Source organism: Hymenobacter seoulensis (genome assembly GCF_054780535.1).
The window spans coordinates 666,433-684,957 of the sequence record NZ_BAAGWD010000002.1; the positions used below are offsets into that span (position 1 = coordinate 666,433).

At 58.0% G+C, this 18,525-nt stretch carries 11 protein-coding genes; 3 read left to right on the forward strand and 8 right to left on the reverse strand.

What is annotated here, in order from left to right; translation table 11 throughout:
- Positions 1-147: 147 nt before the first annotated feature.
- Complete coding sequence (locus ACYVHC_RS10705) at positions 148-1,647, reverse strand: lipopolysaccharide biosynthesis protein (RefSeq protein WP_460613716.1); 1,500 nt, start codon at positions 1,645-1,647, stop codon at positions 148-150.
- Between the two features lie 115 nt (positions 1,648-1,762).
- Positions 1,763-2,551, reverse strand: a complete 789-nt coding sequence (locus tag ACYVHC_RS10710; RefSeq protein WP_460613717.1) for an enoyl-CoA hydratase/isomerase family protein — start codon at positions 2,549-2,551, stop codon at positions 1,763-1,765.
- Between the two features lie 232 nt (positions 2,552-2,783).
- Here ACYVHC_RS10710 and mscL point away from each other — a divergent pair, with 232 nt between their 5' ends.
- The 3 genes from mscL to ACYVHC_RS10725 all read left to right on the forward strand — a co-directional run bounded on the left by mscL (position 2,784) and on the right by ACYVHC_RS10725 (position 4,866).
- Positions 2,784-3,206, forward strand: coding sequence for a large conductance mechanosensitive channel protein MscL (mscL, locus tag ACYVHC_RS10715; RefSeq protein WP_460613718.1), 423 nt, complete (start codon positions 2,784-2,786; stop codon positions 3,204-3,206).
- Positions 3,207-3,290: 84 nt separating this feature from the next.
- Positions 3,291-4,292 (forward strand): DUF3078 domain-containing protein, encoded by a 1,002-nt coding sequence (locus ACYVHC_RS10720; RefSeq protein ID WP_460613719.1) that lies wholly within the window; start codon positions 3,291-3,293, stop codon positions 4,290-4,292.
- A gap of 109 nt (positions 4,293-4,401) precedes the next feature.
- Positions 4,402-4,866 carry a hypothetical protein gene (locus tag ACYVHC_RS10725; RefSeq protein ID WP_460613720.1) on the forward strand — a complete coding sequence of 155 codons (465 nt, stop codon included), beginning with the start codon at positions 4,402-4,404 and terminating at the stop codon, positions 4,864-4,866.
- Positions 4,867-4,974: 108 nt separating this feature from the next.
- Here the strand turns inward: ACYVHC_RS10725 and ACYVHC_RS10730 are convergent, their stop codons facing one another.
- From ACYVHC_RS10730 to ACYVHC_RS10755, 6 genes are all read right to left on the reverse strand, one after another.
- Complete coding sequence (locus ACYVHC_RS10730) at positions 4,975-5,586, reverse strand: hypothetical protein (RefSeq protein WP_460613721.1); 612 nt, start codon at positions 5,584-5,586, stop codon at positions 4,975-4,977.
- A gap of 198 nt (positions 5,587-5,784) precedes the next feature.
- Entirely contained in the window at positions 5,785-8,913 is a 3,129-nt protein-coding gene (gene infB, locus ACYVHC_RS10735) for a translation initiation factor IF-2 (protein ID WP_460613722.1), read from the reverse strand.
- A gap of 124 nt (positions 8,914-9,037) precedes the next feature.
- Complete coding sequence (gene nusA / locus ACYVHC_RS10740; protein ID WP_460613723.1) at positions 9,038-10,324, reverse strand: transcription termination/antitermination protein NusA; 1,287 nt, start codon at positions 10,322-10,324, stop codon at positions 9,038-9,040.
- 96 nt (positions 10,325-10,420) lie between these two features.
- A complete protein-coding gene (locus tag ACYVHC_RS10745) occupies positions 10,421-10,894 on the reverse strand; it encodes a ribosome maturation factor RimP (protein WP_460613724.1) in 474 nt (157 codons plus the stop codon).
- 113 nt (positions 10,895-11,007) lie between these two features.
- On the reverse strand, positions 11,008-14,910 hold the full coding sequence (locus tag ACYVHC_RS10750) for a DUF7948 domain-containing protein (protein ID WP_460613725.1): 3,903 nt from the start codon (positions 14,908-14,910) through the stop codon (positions 11,008-11,010).
- 88 nt (positions 14,911-14,998) lie between these two features.
- The gene (locus tag ACYVHC_RS10755) at positions 14,999-18,400 is read right to left on the reverse strand and encodes a DUF7948 domain-containing protein (RefSeq protein WP_460613726.1); all 3,402 of its coding nucleotides are present in this window, start codon (positions 18,398-18,400) and stop codon (positions 14,999-15,001) included.
- Between the last annotated feature and the right edge of the window lie 125 nt (positions 18,401-18,525).

The following is an 18,525-nucleotide window of genomic DNA, read 5'->3' on the forward strand; positions in this document are numbered from 1 at the left end:
TAGGCGGCAAAGATACGAGTCGGCCGGCCGGTTGCGCGTAAATGTTGCCGGATTGCCGGGAAATACAGGACGATTCTGAGGCGCTAGGCACTCTGAGTCGTCCGAAGCTACTGAATTCTGGGACTTTCGGGTACCAAGCTCCTCAAATTAGATGGTGCGCAGGCGGCGGCCTTCTACTAGGCCTACTAACCCCACAAACCCCAGGGTAAGCGCCGCATGGAACCCATAGCGCATCCAACCAGCCTCTACCGGCGTCCACCAGCTGAGAGCTACTACCCCCACAGCCACGGCCAACCATACCAGGAGGCGCGCCACGGGGTAAGGCACCGGAAAGTGCCGCTCGCCCAGCCACCAGCACAGCGCCGCCATCAGGAAATAGCAGGCCAGCGTGGCAATGGCCGAGCCCATGTAGCCCAGGAGTGGAATCAGCAGGAAGTTGAGGGCAATGGTGAGGATGGCGCCCGCAAAGCCCAGGTAGGTGCCGTAATAGGTTTTATCAGTGAGCTTAAACCACACTGAGAGGTTCCAGTACACACCCAGAAACAGGTTGGCCAGCAGCAACACCGGCACCACGGCCAGCCCTTCCAGGTACTCGGGGCGCCGCAGGAATATTTGCGCCACCAGGTCTACGTTCACGCTCACACCTACAAAGAGCATGGCGCAGCACAGCGTAAACCACTTCAGGACCAGCGCAAAGGTGCGGGGCGAGTTTTTGTCGGTGCTTTGGGCGAAGAAGAACGGCTCGGCAGCGTACCGGAACGCCTGTATTACGAGGCTCATCAGAATGCTGATTTTGTAGCAGGCCCCGTAAATGCCCACTGCCGCCAGATTGCTTTTGCCGGGGTAGAAGCCCTCGGGCAGCCAGCGCGGCAACAAAATCCGGTCGAGCGTTTCATTGACCATTCCGGCCAGTCCCATCAGCATAATAGGGTAGGCGTACTGAAGTAGCGGCCGCAGAAACGCTAGGTCTAGGCGCGGCTTAAAGTCCAGCAGCTCTCGGCCCAGAAGCAGCAAGGTGAAGGCGCTGGCAGCCAGGTTGGAAATAAACACATAGCCCACGCCCAGCGTCGGGTCATATATGCTTTCCACCAAAGGGCGCAGGCCGGTGAGGTACTTGCCGGCCAGTACATCAGGGCACAGCACGATAAAAAACAGGTTCAGCCCCACGTTCAGCAGGATATTGGCCAGCCGGATGCCCGCGAATTTCTTGGCTTTGTTTTCCAGCCGCAGCCTCGCAAACGGAATGGCCGCCATGGCATCAAGCCCCAGAATGATGGCAATCCAGATGGCGTAGCGCTCTTGGCCGGGCGGCAGGGCTAGCAAGCTCATCAGGGGCCGGGCTAGCATGGCCAGCACGGCCGTCAGAAGAATGCTGGTGAGTACGAGCAGCGTCATCACCCGATCATACAACTCACGTCGGTCGGTGCCGGGGCGGTTAGCGAAGCGGAAGTACGTGGTTTCCATGCCGTAGGTGAACAGCACGTTCAGGAACGACACGTAGGCGTACAGCCCCGTTACAATGCCATACTGCGCCGCCGCAAACCGCCCGGTATAAATCGGGACCAGCAGCGTGTTGAGCACCCGGCCCACAATGCTGCTCACGCCATAAATGGCCGTTTGGGAAGCCAGGCGCTTGGCTATACTCATGCTAGTGTAGTCGTCAGAAATGGGATGATGAACGCCTGTTCATCACAACGTCATGCCTCAGAGTGCCTTACGGCCAGCTGAAACATGACGTGTAAAAAAAGTTGTTTACTAGGGCTTATTTGCCGCTAAACACCGCCGGGCGCTTCGCCAGGAAAGCGGAAGTGCCTTCGCGGAAGTCCTCGGAATCGAAGCAGCGCGCGAAACCGTTGGCCTCGCTCTGGTAGCCGTTGCGGTCCTTGTCGTAATAGGCATTCACGCTGTCGAGGCACAGGCCAATGGCAATGGGGGCTTTGGTCAGGATGCGGGCTAGCAGCTGCTTGGTAAAGCTCAGTAGCTCAGCCTGGGGCACTACATGGTTCACAAGGCCCAGGCGCAGGGCTTCATCGGCCTTGATCATGTCGGCGGTCAGCAAAAGCTCAATGGCCTTCCCTTTGCCGATGAGTTGCGTGAGGCGCTGGGTGCCGCCGTAGCCCGGAATCAGGCCCAGGTTTACTTCCGGCTGACCGAAACGGGCATTATCGGAAGCAATGCGCATGTGGCAGGCCATGGCCAGCTCGCAGCCGCCGCCTAACGCAAACCCATTGACGGCCGCAATAACAGGCTTCGAGCTTTCTTCAATTAGGCGGAAGGCGTCCTGGCCGCTTTCTGAGGCCCGGCGCGCCGAAATATCGTCCAGCTTGGTGAGCTCCGCAATGTCAGCTCCGGCCACAAACGACTTTTCGCCGCTTCCGGTCAGGATGATGCCACGCACGGCGCTATCGTCGAGGGCGTGCTGCACCGCCGCCCGAATCTCTTCGATGGTGGCCGCGTTCAGCGCATTCAGCTTATCGGGGCGGTTTACAGTCAGGGTCAGGATGCCGGACTCGGCTTCCAGCTGGTAGAGCACGTTGTTGAAAGAATCCATAAGGTAAGGCAGATGGTAGCGGTAGGAACGGGGTAAAGATAGCCGGTCCGGTGTAACTGCCGATGCGCTGTTTTGGCAGCTTAGTGGTTACCCTCAGCTACTCAACGCACTAGGTCATCGGGAAGCCGCAACCGCTACGTGTCCGGTTTCTTCCCGCACCCTTCGCATCAGATTCGAAAATTTGTATATTTACCTGAACAGTACCTCCCAATTCAACCTCTATTCCATCATTATGGGCTTTGTTTCCGAATTCAAAGAGTTTATCTCGAAGGGCAATGTGCTCGATCTGGCCGTTGGCGTTATTATCGGCGGCGCGTTCGGCAAGATTGTCTCGTCGCTGACGGATGATATCCTGATGCCCATCCTGAGCGTGTTCACGGGCGGTATGGATTTCAAAGATTGGTTTTTTGCCCTCGACGGAACCTCGTATAAAACGCTGGAAGAAGCCAAAAAAGCAGGCGCCGGCACTATCAACTATGGCTTGTTTCTAAATGCGGTCATCACGTTTCTACTCATGGCCTTTGCTATCTTCTGGATTGTGAAACTGGCCAACCGATTCAAGAAGCCGCAGGAAGTTATTGTAGCCGATCCCGGCCCCACCAAAGACCAAGTGCTGCTGATGGAAATCAGGGATGCGCTGCGCAACCGGGCCTAGCCAAACTCCTGCTTACTTTTGACCGGCCTTTGCTCCTTTACGTGAGTTAAGGCCGGTTTTTTGTGTTACAACACCCGGCTTTCTATGACTAAAATTTACGTACGAGCGGCCGCTGTACTCTGTGGGCTGCTAGGGTCGTGGCTGGCTCCAAGTGCGCTGGCCCAAAGCACCGTTCCGTATCGGCCACCGGTGCCACAGCCCACCTACAAAATATCGGCGGAGGTGGATACAGCGCGCGGCTGGCGGCGTGGCGGGGCCGGCACGCTCAACTTCAGCCAGGTAAGCCTGAGCAACTGGTCGCCGGGTGGGCAAAGCTCGCTTTCTCTGCTGGCGCTCGGCAACCTGTACCTGCACTACCGAGGCCCCGAGCACACCTTTGATCTCTCGGGCAACCTAGTGTACGGCCTGCTCAAGCCGGGTAAGTCCAGGATGCGCAAAAACGACGACCGGCTGGAAGTAAATGGCCGCTACGGCCGTCAGTTCAGCGAGAAGTTCTCGTATGCTGCCCAAGTCAACCTGAAAACCCAGCTTACCCCTACCAAAGCCCTAGATAAGCCCGATTCGCTTTTGTCGCGGTTTTTTGCGCCGGCCTTCATTCTGGCTTCGGTTGGTATCGAATACAAGCCCAACGCCGATTTCTCCCTGCTTTTGTCGCCGCTTACCGGCAAATTCACGGTAGTAGCCGATCAGCAGCTGGCCGATGCCGGGGCCTTCGGAGTGCGCCCGGCCGGCCTTGGCCCCGATGGGGTGCCCCTGCCGGGTACCGGGGAAAGGCTGCGCGAAGAAGTAGGTGCGTATCTGAATGCCCGTTACCGCCGCCAGCTCGGCACCAACGTCACGTATGCTACTAGGCTGGAGCTGTTCAGCAACTATTTTCACAACCCCCAGAACGTTGATGTGAACTGGGAGAACCTGATTGATTTCAAGGTCAATAAGTTTATTAGTGCCAGCGTAACTACCAATTTGGTGTACGACGACGACATTCTGGTGCCTATTGACCGCGACGAAGATGGCACTGCCGAAGAACGTGGGCGGCGCATTCAGTTTAAAGAAACCTTGGGTATTGGCCTGACTTACAAGTTTTAACTTGATTTGAACTAACTTTACTCACTGCCCGTTAGGCGCAACAACCTACCGCAACGCTACATCCCGGATGTGCGTTAGTGGGGGCTGCTTTTCCCCTCTTTCCTGCTCTATGAAGACGTTGCTTTCTGCCCTGCTACTTGCCGCTGCCGGCCTACTGGCTGCTCCTGCTGCTATGGCCCAAAGTACTGCCAGCACTACCCGCACCGATGTGATAGGGCAGGCTCCGCGACCTACAGAAGAAGGCGCCCGGAAAAAGCGTAAGTCTTCGGCCTCCGATATTGCCCGCATGCAGCAGCGCATGAGCATGAACCCCGACGAAGCTAAGCGCGACCAGCAATTGGAAGTTCTGGAGGCTCGCTCGGGCATGAATACCGGCAACACCAGCTTTGGGCGAGCCGCCGGCCCGGCCCGGCAGTTCGAGAAAGGCTCCGGTGGATTCACGGTGCGCAAGTTTAAAGAGAAAGGCGTCGGAACCGCTCGCCAGAAGCGCGGCCAAACGCGTGCCTCTGGCTACGCCGAGCCCAAGGGCAAGCCGCTAAACCATAAGAAAAAGAAACACTTCCTGTTTTTTTAGTAGAACAGCTCCCCAACAAAAAAGCCCCGGCACAGCGTGTCGGGGCTTTTTTGTTGGCAGTACAGGCAGAAGGCACTAGGCCTCCTAGGCTCCGTAACCTGCTGGAGGTCAAAAACTAGCGGTTAGGCCAAACTTAAGGTAGGTCATATCGTAGCCGGCTTCAGCAAACGCCCCAATACCATCGGTTACGAAGTAGCGGGCACCTAGGAAAATACCTCGTTCAAAACGTAAGCCGCCATACGATTCGTTGTAGCGTTGCTTGAGCGCCTCGTCGTTCTGCGGGTTCTTAAACGACTCCACCCGGAATCCGAGGCTTACTCCCGCGTACGTATCGAGCTTGTTTACTTCCAGCAAATCATAGTGATAAGTACCTCTGGCTAATACAATGACGTTGGTCCAGCGGGCCTTATCTGAGGTGCCAGCGTAGTCGTAGTGGTAGCTTTTGTAGCCTACTAGGCCACCCACTCCAATCACGCCCGGCCCGATGCCTTCTACTAGGCCTTTTTCCGCCGAAAGGCTGACGGCAGGGCTTGACTCCAGAGAGTTGCCGAACCCGTATCCGGTGCCCAGGCCCAAGCCCAAATTGACGGCCGTGGTGCCCTGCCGAAACAAAACGCCCGGCGCCACCGGTGTGCCCAAGGGAATAGGTGATTTTATTTGCGCTAGGGCAGAGGTTGTAAGCAAGGCCGAAAGCAGAACGAAGGCACTGGTTTTTTTCATAGGAAAAGAGAAAGGCAGATGCTACACGCAAGGCAGCAACGCAGGCCCGGCCAAAAATGATACAGCACAATGCGCCTAGGCAATACGTAGGCCCGAAGTATAAGGTAGTAATACGACCGTAACAGGCTGAAAACACAACGGGCCCCGACCGGTGAAAGTCGGGGCCCGCTAGGCTACTATATGCTTCAAAGCGTTTGCTTACAGCGTACGCTTCACTTCCTGCTCTTCGAAACCTTCGATGTTGTCGCCTTCGCGCAGGTCGTTGAAGTTCTTCAACGAAATACCGCATTCGTAACCCTGACGTACTTCCGACACATCGTCTTTGTAGCGCTTGAGGTCTTGAATCTCGCCTGAGTACACCACGATACCGTTGCGCACCAAACGAACTTTGGTTTTCCGAGTAAAGGTACCGTCCGTCACCATACAGCCGGCAATAGTGCCCACTTTGGTGATGTTGAACACCTGACGAATCTCGGCGTTGGCTACTACCACTTCCTTCACCGTTGGGGCCAGCATGCCTTCCATGGCATCCTTAACCTCATTAATGGCGTTGTAAATGATAGAGTAGAGGCGAATATCAATCTGCTCCTGCTCAGCCAACTTGCGGGCACTCAGCGAAGGACGTACCTGGAAGCCGATGATGATAGCGTCGGAGGCGGATGCCAGCAACACGTCGGATTCCGAAATAGCACCCACGCCTTTGTTAAGGATGTTCACGGCCACTTCCGGCGTGCTCAGCTTCAACAGGGAGTCGGCCAGTGCTTCCACCGAGCCGTCCACGTCACCTTTCACGATAACGTTGAGCTCCTTAAACGAACCGATAGCCAGGCGGCGACCAATTTCGTCGAGGGTAATGTGCTTTTTGGTGCGCAAGCTCTGCTCACGAGCCAGCTGCTGGCGCTGGGTAGCCAGTTCGCGGGCTTCGCGCTCCGTCTCCATCACCTGAATCTTGTCACCAGCCTGGGGGGCACCGGTCAGGCCAAGAACCTGAACTGGAGTAGCCGGGCCGGCTTTCTTCATCTTTTTACCGCGGTGGTCGGTCATGGCCTTCACACGCCCAAAGTGCGGGCCTGCCAGTACCATGTCGCCTACCTGCATTGTGCCGGTTTGCACCAGTACCGTAGTTACGTAGCCACGGCCTTTGTCCAGCGAGGCTTCGATAACGGTACCTACCGCGTTGCGGTCGGGGTTGGCAGTCAGTTCCAGAATTTCTGCTTCCAGCAATACCTTCTCCAACAGATCATCAATACCGAGACCCGTTTTAGCCGATACTTCCTGGCTCTGGTACTTACCACCCCATTCTTCCACCAGCACATTGATAGCCGATAGCTCTTCCCGCACTTTGTCGGGGTTAGCGCCGGGCTTATCAATCTTGTTAAGCGCAATAACAATCGGAACACCGGCTGCCTGTGCGTGGTTGATGGCTTCCTTCGTCTGCGGCATCACCGAGTCGTCGGCTGCTACCACAATGATGGCAATGTCCGTCACCTTGGCACCACGGGCACGCATAGCGGTAAACGCTTCGTGACCCGGTGTATCCAGGAAGGTAACGCGCTTACCAGATTTCGTCATTACATCGTAGGCACCGATGTGCTGGGTAATACCCCCGGCTTCACCTTTCGCTACGCTGGCATTCCGAATATAGTCAAGCAGCGAAGTCTTACCGTGGTCAACGTGACCCATGATGGTCACGATAGGAGCACGGGGCTGCAGGTCTTCCTCGTTGTCTTCAATTACGATGGTCGTATCTTCTTCCTCAGCGCTCAGGAATTCGATGTCAAAGCCAAACTCATCCGCAATTACGGTGATAGCTTCGGCGTCGAGGCGCTGGTTGATGGATACGAACATGCCCATATTCAGGCACACCTTGATTACCTCGTTCACCGAGACATCCATGAACGACGCTAGGTCGTTAGCCGAGATGAACTCCGTAACCTTGAGAGTCTTGGCGTCCAGTTCATTCTGGGCGCGCATGGCCTCGCGGTCTTCTGCGGCGGTGTTACGCTTGTCACGGCGGTATTTAGCACGGTTCTGCTGCTGACCGCGGCCACCACTGAGTTTGGCCAGCGTGGCTTTGATCTGCTCCTGAATTTGCTTGTCGTTTTGCTCAGGCGTAAGGGCTGGAGCAGGCTGACGGTTGCCACCACCTTGGTTCTGGCCCGGACGGCTATTGCCACCCTGACCACCACCTGTACGGTTGCCAGCTGGGCTGGTCGGACGGTTGCCACCTGGGCCACCCTGTCCACCGCTTGGGCGGTTACCACCACCTTGCTGGCCAGGAGCACCTTGTCCTCCGCCTTGCTGACCAGGAGCGCCGGGGCCTCCCATCGGGATGCGCTGGCGCTTCTTCTTATCAGCCGGGTTCAAACCGCTCTTGCGTACATCAGACGATGCCACCGGGCGAGCCCCGCGGCCTCCTCCTCCACGCCGCGACGAATCGAGGGGAAGTTCAATTTTGCCTAGCACCGTCAGGCCTTTCAGCTGATCGGCTTTAGCCACGATGGTTCCTTCTTCCGCTTGCGCTTCAGGAGAAGCAGTAACGGGAGCTTCCGGAGCTGGAGTGGCAGGAACACTAGGGGCAGGGGCCGAGGCAACAGGAGCAGGCGCTTTTGGCGCTTCAGCAACGGGAGCCGGAGCAGCAGGTTCCGGAGCCGCAGCCGCCGGAGCAGGTGCGGGCTTAGGAGCTTCTGCTACCGGTGCCGGAGCTGCCTTAGGCGCTTCGGGAACTGGTTTAGCTTCTGTTTTTGGTGCTTCAGCTACGGGAGCCGGAGCGGGCTTTGGCGCTTCTACTACCGGTGCCGGCTGTGGAGCAGGCTTGGCTGGTTGCGGCGCTGCAGCAGCGGGGCGGGGCGGAACCGGACGGCCTTTCGAGTCAAGCTCGATTTTGCCCATCACTTTCAAGCCAGGCACGCGCGCCGGTTCCTCAACAGGAGCAGGCGCGGGGGCAGGCTTAGGAGCTTCAGCAGCCGGAGCGGGCTGAGGGGCCGGGGCAGCGGGTTGCGGAGCAGCCGGCTTGGGAGCCGGAGCGGGCGCAGCAGCCACGGGTTTGGGCGCAGCCTCGACACTACGTGCCTGAGCAGCTTGCGCTGCGGCTGCGTCTAACTCACTCTGGCGCTTGGCCTGACTGAGTTTTGCGGCTTCCATCTTATCCTGCGCCGACGACGCAAACGCCTTCTCGAGCAGGGATACCTGCTCAGACGTTAGCTTCGTCGTCGGTTTGTTTTCGATGACATGCCCTTTTCCCGTTAGAAAATCCACAATTGTGGAAAGGCCAACGTTCAGGTCTTTGGCCGCCTGATTCAGCCGTTTGGTTGCTGCTTCCGCCATTCTATGCTCGCGAACGATACTCTTATTCAGTTGCAAAGGTACTACATTAAATCTTGCCGGGCGGGGTCAAAATCAAGCCACCCGGCCTGATTTTAACGCCCTTGCCGTACCGGCCGCCGCGCACTCATTGCGCGCCGCCGGAATTTGGTGCTTCGTCGTTCTGTTCTTCGCTGTCTTCGAACTCCTGGTTGATCACACGGAAGAGTTCTTCCACCGTTTCTTCTTCCAGTTCCGTCCGACGAACGATGTCTTCTTTGCTGACAGCAAGTACGGAACGCCCGGTGTCAAGGCCGATTTTCTTCAGCTCGTCCAGGATCCAGCCTTCGATTTCGTCCTGGAACTCGTCCAGAGCAATATCTTCCTCGAAGTCGCCGGCATCCCGGAAGACGTCGATTTCCATGCCCACTAACCGCGAGGCCAGCTTGATGTTCGCGCCGCCCCGTCCGATGGCCAGTGATACCTGGTCAGGCTTTAAGAACACGGAAACCCGGCCAGTTTGTTCGTTTATTTTCATCGACGTAATCTTCGCCGGCGACAAGGCCCGAGCAATGTACAGCTCCAAGTTGTCGGTGTAGTTGATGATGTCGATGTTTTCGTTTTCCAACTCGCGCACCACTGCGTGGATACGAGAGCCTTTCATGCCTACGCAGGCGCCTACCGGATCGATACGGTCATCGAAGCTTTCAACAGCTACTTTGGCCCGCTCGCCTGGTTCGCGCACAATGTTCTTGATGGTGATAAGGCCATCGAAGATTTCAGGCACTTCCTGCTCCATGAGGCGCTCCAAGAAAGCGGGCGCCGCACGGGAAAGGATGATTTTAGGCGTGCCGTTCAGCACATCTACGCGGTGCACAACGGCCCGGATGGTGTCCCCTTTACGGTAACGATCCTTCGGGATTTGCTCGCCTTTAGGCAATACTAGCTCGTTTTCATCCTTGTCCAGGATAAGGGCTTCGCGGCCCCACACCTGGTACACTTCGCCTACCACGATTTCGCCTACCTGGTCTTTGTACGCCTGGTAGAGGTTGTCGCGCTCCAGGTCTTTCACCCGCTGAATCAGCGTCTGACGGGCCATTAGTACTGCCCGACGACCGAAGTCCTCGAGTTTTACTTCTTCGGCTACCTGCTCACCAATCTCAAAGTCCGGCTCAATTTTCTGCGCCTCTGACAGCGGAATCTTGTCGAAATCCCAGATGTCCTCGGAGTTGTCGTCAACGATTTCGCGGTTACGCCAGATTTCCAGGTCACCCTTATCGACGTTCAGGATGACGTCGAAGTTCGAATCATCGTCGTACTTCTTCCGAATCATGGTGCGGAATACCTCCTCCAGGATGCTCATCATCGTGGGGCGGTCGATGTTCTTCGACCGGGCGAATTCGGCAAATGATTCAATCAGGACGTTGCTGTTCATACTGATTTGCTGTTGATTATCGGTTGATGAGTGTGAGGTAGGGAGGCAAATGAAGAACTCATTTGGGGTAGTGCCTTACCCACAGCGCTCAGCTAGTTATTTAAACGAAATCACCACTTTGGCCTCGCTGATAGCAGCAAAAGCAACGAAAGCGGTGGGGAGGGTCTTGGTCTTGCTTTTCTCCTTCACTATTTCTGTCAACTGAATGCCTTCGGCTTCAGTTGCTTCCAGAGTGCCGGTTTTTTCGGTGCCGTCTGTGAGCTTGAGGCTTAGGTTGCGGCCCACGTGGCGGGTGTACTGGCGCGGGTCGCGCAGGGGCTGGTCGGCGCCTGGCGAAGTCACCTCCAGCGTGTAGCTGGCATCCTCCCCGTACTCCTCATCTACCCGGCGCGCCAATCGGCGGCTAACCTGCGCGCACTCATCAATGCCAACACCTTCTTCACCATCAAGCGTGACAGTAACTTTAGGGCGAATAGCGTCAGAAACAGTCAGGTCTACTACAAACAGTCCGCCGTCGGTGGGCAGGCTGTCTTGGAGTAGCTCCGAAAGGCGGGCGCGGTCAAGTTTCATAGGTAGGACAAGGGTGATAAAAGAAAGAGGGGACTGTCCGTCCCCTCTCATTGTCTTCTAGTTTGCTGGTGCAAAGATAATACAATTACTGCCCGAAAGCAAGCCCTGTTGCGCTACCGCTGTACGTTAAGCCAGCCTTTTAGGGTGGTGCCATCGGTAGCCCGCAGCAGGTAGTAATAAACTCCGCCCGGAAGGCCTGCTCCGTTCCAGTTGTTTTGGTACTGAGCCGCCTCAAATACCTTGGCTCCCCAGCGCGAATAGATTTGGATTTGGGAAGGGCAGGCGGTACTCACCACGAAAAATTCATTTTTTGGGTCGCCGTTCGGAGTGATAATATTGGGGGGCAGGACGGACGGAACAACCGCAACCGTAGGCAAGGCCGCCGCCGCCGTACAGCGCCCCTCGTTGTAGGCTGTAACGAGGCGGGGCTGGTAGGCGCCAGGTTGGGCATACGTGTGGGTGGTAGTAGCGCCCGTAACCGGAGGAGTTCCATCGCCAAAATCCCAGGTGGTGGTACTAGCCCCTCCCGAGAAGGTAAGTGTAAGCGGAGCCAAACGATTTTCAGGGCAGCCGGCAGGTGTCCAGATAGGAGCGGTAGTAGGAACCGGCGCCACGCTTACTTGCCGAGTGCTGGTGGTCACGCAGGCATTGGGTATAGTATAGGTAAGGGTTACAGAGCCGGTAAAGTTAGCGGGCGGCGTAAACACTCCGCTTGGGCTGACATTAGGGCCACTCCAGATGCCACCAGCCGGGCTGGCTCTTACCTGAAACGGCTGCCTCGTGCCCGGGCAGAGGGTAGTATCGGGGCCGGCGTTTACCGTTAGCGGGAGCCCCACCTTTACGGAAACTGTGCCCGCAATATCACACGGGCCAAAGCCAGTGCGGTAGTTTAGGGTATGGGTGCCAGGGCCGGCTAGGGCCGGTGTAAAGGTAAACACACTGCCAACAGGCCCATTTACACCGGGGCCGCCCCAGATTGCTCCTTTGGGCAGTGGTACGGGAGTGTTGGTATCGGTACAGTAAGGGGGAAGGACAGGAACTGTGAAGGTGGGAGTCGGCTGTACGCTCACGTTTACTGCGCTGGTGCTGGTGCAGCCATTAGGTAAAGTAATAGTGTAAAGTAGCGTGTGGTAGCCAATGAGATTGGTCGTCGGCGTGAATACGAAGTCGGTTGTTAGGTTGCTGGAAACGCCTGGGCCCGACCAGAACCCGCCCGCCGGGGTGCCCACCAACTTGCGGGGGGCAGTACCGGTGCACACAGTGAAGTCAGGCCCCGCATCGGCCTGCGTTACGGTAACCTTGAGCGTCGTCTGGAGCTGACATCCGGCCGCATCTACCGTATATACCAGCGTGTGCGTCCCGGGGCCGGCCTCCGAAGGAGAAAACGCGCCATCCCTCACGCCTGGGCCAGAGAAAGTACCGCCCGCAATTGAGGCGACTAGCAGAACAGGAGGCTGCGGCGGCCCAGGGTTCAGGCAGAAGTTGGCTTGAGCGGGTTCGGTAAACGCTACGCCAGGAGCCGGTACCACCGTCAGGCGCAAGTCAGAAACGCCTCCGCAGGGCCCAATGCCGGTGACGGTATACGTTAGGTTTTGGGGGCCTAGTAACGCTGCGGTAGGCGTGAAAACATAGCCTGTTGCTACGGAGCCCGATACACCGGGCCCGGTCCATACGCCCCCAAGCGGGCTACCGGTGAGCTTTACAGGCGCGGCGGCCACGCATACATCCCGGTCGGTGCCGGCTAGTACGTTCACGGTTTCAAAGTTGTATTTGAAGGCGGCGTTGTTGCAGTTGGTGCTATTATTGACGGTAGAGTAGTACCCTGCGCCAGGCGGAATGGGCCAGCTACTGGAGCCGCCGCAACCGCCGCACACCGCCTGGTACACGGCGCCTCGCGGATCAAAGCGAGAGGTGCCGCCATCTACGTGGTCTTGGCCATTGCCCCCAAAGAAGGTGGCATAATCTAGGCTCCAAGCGCCGCTTGAAAGCTGCATCAGGTAAAAGTCGCTGCCATCGGTGGTACGCTGCGTGGCGTTAGCGGTGGTCGGGAGCTTGCGCACGTTGCCGTTGCCGTAGCCTACGTTATTGCCGCCGCCCCAGCCCGCCACGTAAATCCGCTCGCACTGGTCCACCAGAAAGGCCGTGGGGGAAATGTCAATCCAGGGTTCACCGCTGCCGAAGGCGGTAGCAAATTCTGTTACGCTCAGGTCGGCGTTCAGCTTATGAATAAACTGCCGCCCATTCTCGACGCCGTAGCGGCCGCCTACTGTCGGGTAGTTGCCTAGGGTCTGGCCGAGGACATACACGCTGCCTGCCTTATCAAGCTGCACAAAATACGCTTGGTCGTAGGCCAGCGTACCCAGCACCGCCGCTTTTTCCAGCACCGAGCCATCGGCGCTAATGCGCACAATAAAGCCGTCGGTTCCCTCATGCTGCGCAGGCGTTACGCTGCCCGGGGTAGTTGGAAAATCGGGGCTGGTAGTGCCGCCGGCTACATACACGCGGCCGCTGGCATCTAGCTGGAGCGAGTACGCTGCATCGGGTTGGTTACCGCCCAAGTGGCTACCCCAGGTAAGCTGGTCAAGGCTGGGACTAAGCTTGCAGACTACACCGTTCTGGCCAGCTATGAAGGGCTGAAAATTATTGCGAACTGGAAAGTCGCCGGAAGGTGAGTTCGAGGCAATATAGACGTTGTCGCGGCTGTCCACCAAAATGTCGCCCCGCAGTTGGTCGCCGTAGTTTTGAATCAGCTTAAACACACTATTCGATACGAGGAGGCCCTCATTGCCCCCGCCGCCTAGGTAGGTAGAGCCAACTAACCGGGAGCCATCGGCGCTGAGGCGCGTTACGGCCAGGTCGGAGCCATTATCCATGCGCGTGGCCGGGTGCGAAAACGGGTTCACCGCGTAGCCACCATTGAAGCTGGCATCAATAGCGCCGGGCGTGGTGGGGAAGTTATTGGAGCCAGTAGTGGCCAGAATCAGCAGCTCATTGCGGCTATTTACCACCAAGCTTTGCGGAAACTCAGCACTGCTGCCGCCCAGGTACGTGGCCCACACGCGGGCAGCTGGGCCGGTAGCCGTGGTGCGGTACTTAATCAAGGCGATATCAACACCACCCTGGTACGTTTCGTTGTAGGCGCCTACGCTGGCCGGATACCCCACCCCAAACACAATGCCGCCCGTGTAGAGGTTACCTTCCTGATCGTAGGTAGCCGTGAAGCCCCAGTTATCGGCGGTAGAGCCTGTGAACGAGGAAAACACCACGGTTGGGTCGATGGTAAGGGCGCGGCGGTGGTCATAGCGGCCGAGGCGGAACTGCACCTGCTGGCCCTCCAGCACATAGGCGCAGGTTACGGGCTGGCGCTTGCCGGTGGCATCGGTTTGCCAAGCTTTAGGGGCTAGCTCTTTCACCAAACCCACGGACGTGCGAATCTCTAGGGTGCCTTCAGGGGTAAGCCGCATGCTTTCTGCGCCACGGTAGCGCAGCCGAATGGCCGCCGCATCGGCATTTGGCGCCAGCTCAAAGTCGTATTCCAGCTGTTGCTGTTGGTTTTCATAGAGCTGCGCCCCAATGCCGGGCCACAGCTGCTGGTAGCGCACCCGGCGGAAACTGGGAACGGCATGTGCCCAGCGTTTGGGGTCGTTGCCGCGCAGGTAGTTGCGCACTTCCTGCGTGGGCTCTGTGGCGGTTACTACGGGCCCGGCGGCAGCGCCTACAAACTCAACCCGGAAGGCGTGTGCGGGTACCAGGCGGTTGGGGGCCGGAGCGGGGCTAGTAGCACGAGCCTCGGCACCATGCGCGTGCGGAACGCCGGCCGTTAGTGCGTAGGTCAGGCTAGTAGGCTCCAGAAATAGGCGGCCACCCGGAACATCGGCTGAAAAAAGTACGGGAGCGGGCCACTGGCCACGGTTTTCAATAAATTCTAACTGCTTATCTGAGGGGGTTGGGCTACTAGCCCTGACGGACACTTGAACCGCACACAACAGACATAAAAACAAGTAGAGTTGCTTCATATAGCAAGAGGCAGATAACGGGTAGTTTCGCAAAGCTACGCGTTATCTGCCTCCTCTTTAGCCCAAATTAGTGGGGCTAACACACAATTTAGCGCTGCACCGTAAGCCAACCTTTGGCCGTGCGCCCGTCGGCATCTTTCAGGTGGTAATAGTAAGTACCCGCCGGCAGATTATCGGCCTGCCAGTCGTTGCGGTAGTTATCGGTTTCGTACACCTTATTGCCCCAGCGCGAGAAGATGCGCAGAGAGGCCGGCCGGCAGCTGAAGCGCGGCACAAACGTATCATTCTTGGTGTCGAGGTTGGGCGTGATGATGTTCGGGACGAATACATCCCCCACGATGACCGGCGCAAAACTGGTTTCCACGGTACAATCGGAGTAGCGGGCTGTGAGCTTCACATTGAAGGTGCCGGCTGCGGTATAGAGGTGCGTTGGACGTTCTTCTTTGGAGATGGGGCAACCATCGCCAAAATCCCACTCATAGGTGCCGCCGGTTAGCACTGGCTCGAAGTTGACTGTGAAAGGGGCCAAGCCCGTGTATTGTGGTGCAGTCGAGCACTCCGGTATGTTCAGCGGAAAATTGACGGTAGGCGACGGCGTGACTACAATGCGGCGGGTGGCCGAAGCGGTGCAGCCATTCACTTCTACGGTGTAGCGAAGCGTAAATATGCCCCCACGCAGGTTGGTATCGGGTGGGGTGAACAGGCCGTCGGGCGTTACGCCAGGGCCGCTCCAGGTACCGCCGGTTGGGCTGGCGCCGGTCAGTTGCAGGGCTTTGGTTTCGTAGGCGCAAAAGGTGAGGGTAGGCCCGGCATTCGGCTGGGGCAGCGGGCTTACAGTTAAAACGCGGGTAGCGGTGCCGCAGCCCAACGAATCGGAGTAAGAATACTGCAGTGTGTAGGTGCCCGGGCCCGCCTGCTGCGGATTAAACACGTTGCCGGAAAGGCCTTTCACCGTGCTCCAGGTGCCGCCCGCCAGGCTGACTTCCAGCGTTACGGCCGCACCATCGGCGCACATAGGCGGCACGGGCGAAATCGTGACAGGTAGCTCTGGCGTCACAATCATGCGGAGCGGGCGGGTGCTCTGGCAGGTGCCGGTAGTAGTTACGGTGTACAGCAGTACGTTGCGCCCTACTAGGTCAGCAGAAGGCGTAAACTGATAAGAACCGTTGGTCTGGCGCGTGACGCCGGGACCAGTCCAGGTGCCGCCACTAGGCTGTCCGCCGAGCGTAACCGGGCCGTTGGTCAGGCACACGTAGCGGGTAGGGCCGGGGTCGGCTACCGTAATACCGAAATTGATGGCAAAGGCCGCATTGTTGCAGTTGGTGCTGCCATTGCGCGTGTTGTAGTAATTGGCGCCGGCCGGCACCGGAAAGCCCTGTGTGCCGCGGCAACCGCCGCATACGGCTTGGTACACCACGCCCCGCTTATCAAAGCGGGAGGTGCCGCCGTCCACGTGCTCGCCGGTACCGCCCGCCTGCCCGAAGAACGTAGCGTACTCGAGGCCCGTGAGGCCGGGGCGGAACTGCGCCAGGTAGAAGTCGTTGCCATCGGTTGTTTTTTGCAGGGCGTCGGCGGTAGTTTCCAGCAGCTTGGTGCTGCCGCCGGCATAGGTGGCATTGGTGCTGCCGCCCCAGCCGCTCACGTATACTCGCTCACAATCATCAACCAGAAAAGCCGTGGGAGATATGTCGAAGCCGGGCTGCGTGGAGCCGAACGTGGTGCTGTAAACGCCTCTATCAAGGGCGGACGACAGCTTATGAATAAACTGATGCGCACCAAGCTTGCCGTACAAACCGGGGGTAGTGGGGTAGGTTGAGGACGTGGTCTGGCCTAGTACGAACACGTCGCCGCTGTTATCGAGCTGCAGAAAGAAGATGATTTCGCTGGCACTGGTGCCCAGGTAGGTACTTTGGCGCAACGTGTTGCCAGCCGGATCAAAGCACACAATAAATCCATCCCGCGCGCCGGCCAGCCTCGGTTGCAACGCCCCGGTTACGGTTGGGAAGTCGGAGCTGGTAGTGCCGCCGGCCACGTACAGGCGCCGGTCGGGGGTGAGCTGCACCGAGAAGGCCGCATCGGCGGTGCTGCCGCCCAGGTACGTGCTCCAGATCAGCTTATCCAGCAGGCGCGGTAGCTTTACCACTACAGCATCGGAGGTGCCCTTCAGTGTGGATTGCAGCGCTTGTGCCGTCGGGAAGTTGGTGCTCTGCGTGACCGAAACCAGGTACACGTTGTTGTCGCCATCGGTTACTACATCGCCCCGAAACTGGTCGCCATAGTTGTTGATCAGGTTCAGGTTGAGCCCGTCGTTGCCGCCACCTCCCAAAAATGTAGAAGCCACTAGCTGCGAGCCAGTCGTAGTAAGCGTAGCCACAAACAAGTCGGACCCGCTAGAGTATTCCATTACGCCGCCAGAGGCCCCTCCAAACGGATTGATGGTGGGGCCGCCCCGAAAGGTGCCCTGCACTACCCCATTGGTAACGGGGAAGTTGCGCGAGCTGGTAGAGCCCAGAATTACGAGCTCGTCGCGGCCGTTTACCACTAAGCTGTGCGGCGCATCGGTGCCGTTGCCACCCAGGTACGTAGCATACAGCCGCGCCGCCGGTCCGGAGGCCGTGATTTTGTATTTGATGATGGCCACATCCGTAGCGCCGGCAAAGGTGGTCTGGAAGGCACCGATAGAGGCAGGGTAGCCTACGTTGAACGCTATGCCGCCCGAATACATGTTGCCGGCCTCATCATAGGTGGCCGTGAAGCCCCAGTTGTCGGCGGTAGAGCCCGTAAACGAGGAAAACACCACGGTTGGGTCGATGATCAGGGGTAGGCGCGGATTGTATTCGCCGAGCTTGAACTGCACTACCTGCTTACTGAGCACAAACCGGCAGCTAACCGGCAGCCGCTCGCCGTTGGCGGCAATCTGCCAGGCGCGGGGAGCCTGCTCCGTAATATCTCCTACCGAGGTTTGAATCAGCAGGTGGCCCTCGGGGGTAAGCTGCAGCTGGCGCACGCCCTCATACCGCAGCCGAATGGCAGTTGGCTTAGCGTTAGGCGCGACCATAAAATCATATTCCAGCTGCTGGTCGGCGTTTTCATACACTTTCGCCCCAATGCCCGGATAAATCCCCGAATAATTTACAGTTCGGAAGCCGCGCACATTGCTAGCCCACTGGCGTTGGTCGGAGCCCTTGAAGTAGTTGCGTACTTCGGAGGTAGGCTCATCAGCGCGTAATTGGGCGCTGGCGTTGCCGCCCTCAAACGTCATGGTGTAGGCGTGGCCGTGCAGCTCATTTGATGCTGAGGCCGGGCGGGCAGCGGTGTTGCTTTCCTGAGCGTGCGCATGGGTGCGTAAGTCGGCGGGGTCCAGAAAGCTGTAGGTAAAGCCGGTGCGCGTCAGAAACAGGCGGCCGGCGGCGGGTAGCTCGGCCATATAGTGCGCTTTGGCATCCCACTGGCCTTTGTTTTCCACAAACTCCAGGCTTCGCTCCGGCACTGCGGAAAGAGCCGGGCTTGGCTTGGGAAAGGGGCTAGCGAAACTGCTTATAGAAAGAAATAACGCAAGAGAAAAGAAAGTAAAAAGTCGGGGCATACGCAGGTAGGATACAGCGGTAGTAAGAT

What these genes read in the sequence shown, in the direction of transcription:
- ACYVHC_RS10745 (WP_460613724.1), bottom strand. Translation starts at nt 10,894, where the DNA reads ATGAAACTTGACCGCGCCCGCCTTTCGGAGCTACTCCAAGACAGCCTG.
- mscL (WP_460613718.1), top strand. Translation starts at nt 2,784, where the DNA reads ATGGGCTTTGTTTCCGAATTCAAAGAGTTTATCTCGAAGGGCAATGTG.
- nusA (WP_460613723.1), bottom strand. Translation starts at nt 10,324, where the DNA reads ATGAACAGCAACGTCCTGATTGAATCATTTGCCGAATTCGCCCGGTCG.
- ACYVHC_RS10750 (WP_460613725.1), bottom strand. Translation starts at nt 14,910, where the DNA reads ATGAAGCAACTCTACTTGTTTTTATGTCTGTTGTGTGCGGTTCAAGTG.
- infB (WP_460613722.1), bottom strand. Translation starts at nt 8,913, where the DNA reads ATGGCGGAAGCAGCAACCAAACGGCTGAATCAGGCGGCCAAAGACCTG.
- ACYVHC_RS10710 (WP_460613717.1), bottom strand. Translation starts at nt 2,551, where the DNA reads ATGGATTCTTTCAACAACGTGCTCTACCAGCTGGAAGCCGAGTCCGGC.
- ACYVHC_RS10730 (WP_460613721.1), bottom strand. Translation starts at nt 5,586, where the DNA reads ATGAAAAAAACCAGTGCCTTCGTTCTGCTTTCGGCCTTGCTTACAACC.
- ACYVHC_RS10725 (WP_460613720.1), top strand. Translation starts at nt 4,402, where the DNA reads ATGAAGACGTTGCTTTCTGCCCTGCTACTTGCCGCTGCCGGCCTACTG.
- ACYVHC_RS10705 (WP_460613716.1), bottom strand. Translation starts at nt 1,647, where the DNA reads ATGAGTATAGCCAAGCGCCTGGCTTCCCAAACGGCCATTTATGGCGTG.
- ACYVHC_RS10720 (WP_460613719.1), top strand. Translation starts at nt 3,291, where the DNA reads ATGACTAAAATTTACGTACGAGCGGCCGCTGTACTCTGTGGGCTGCTA.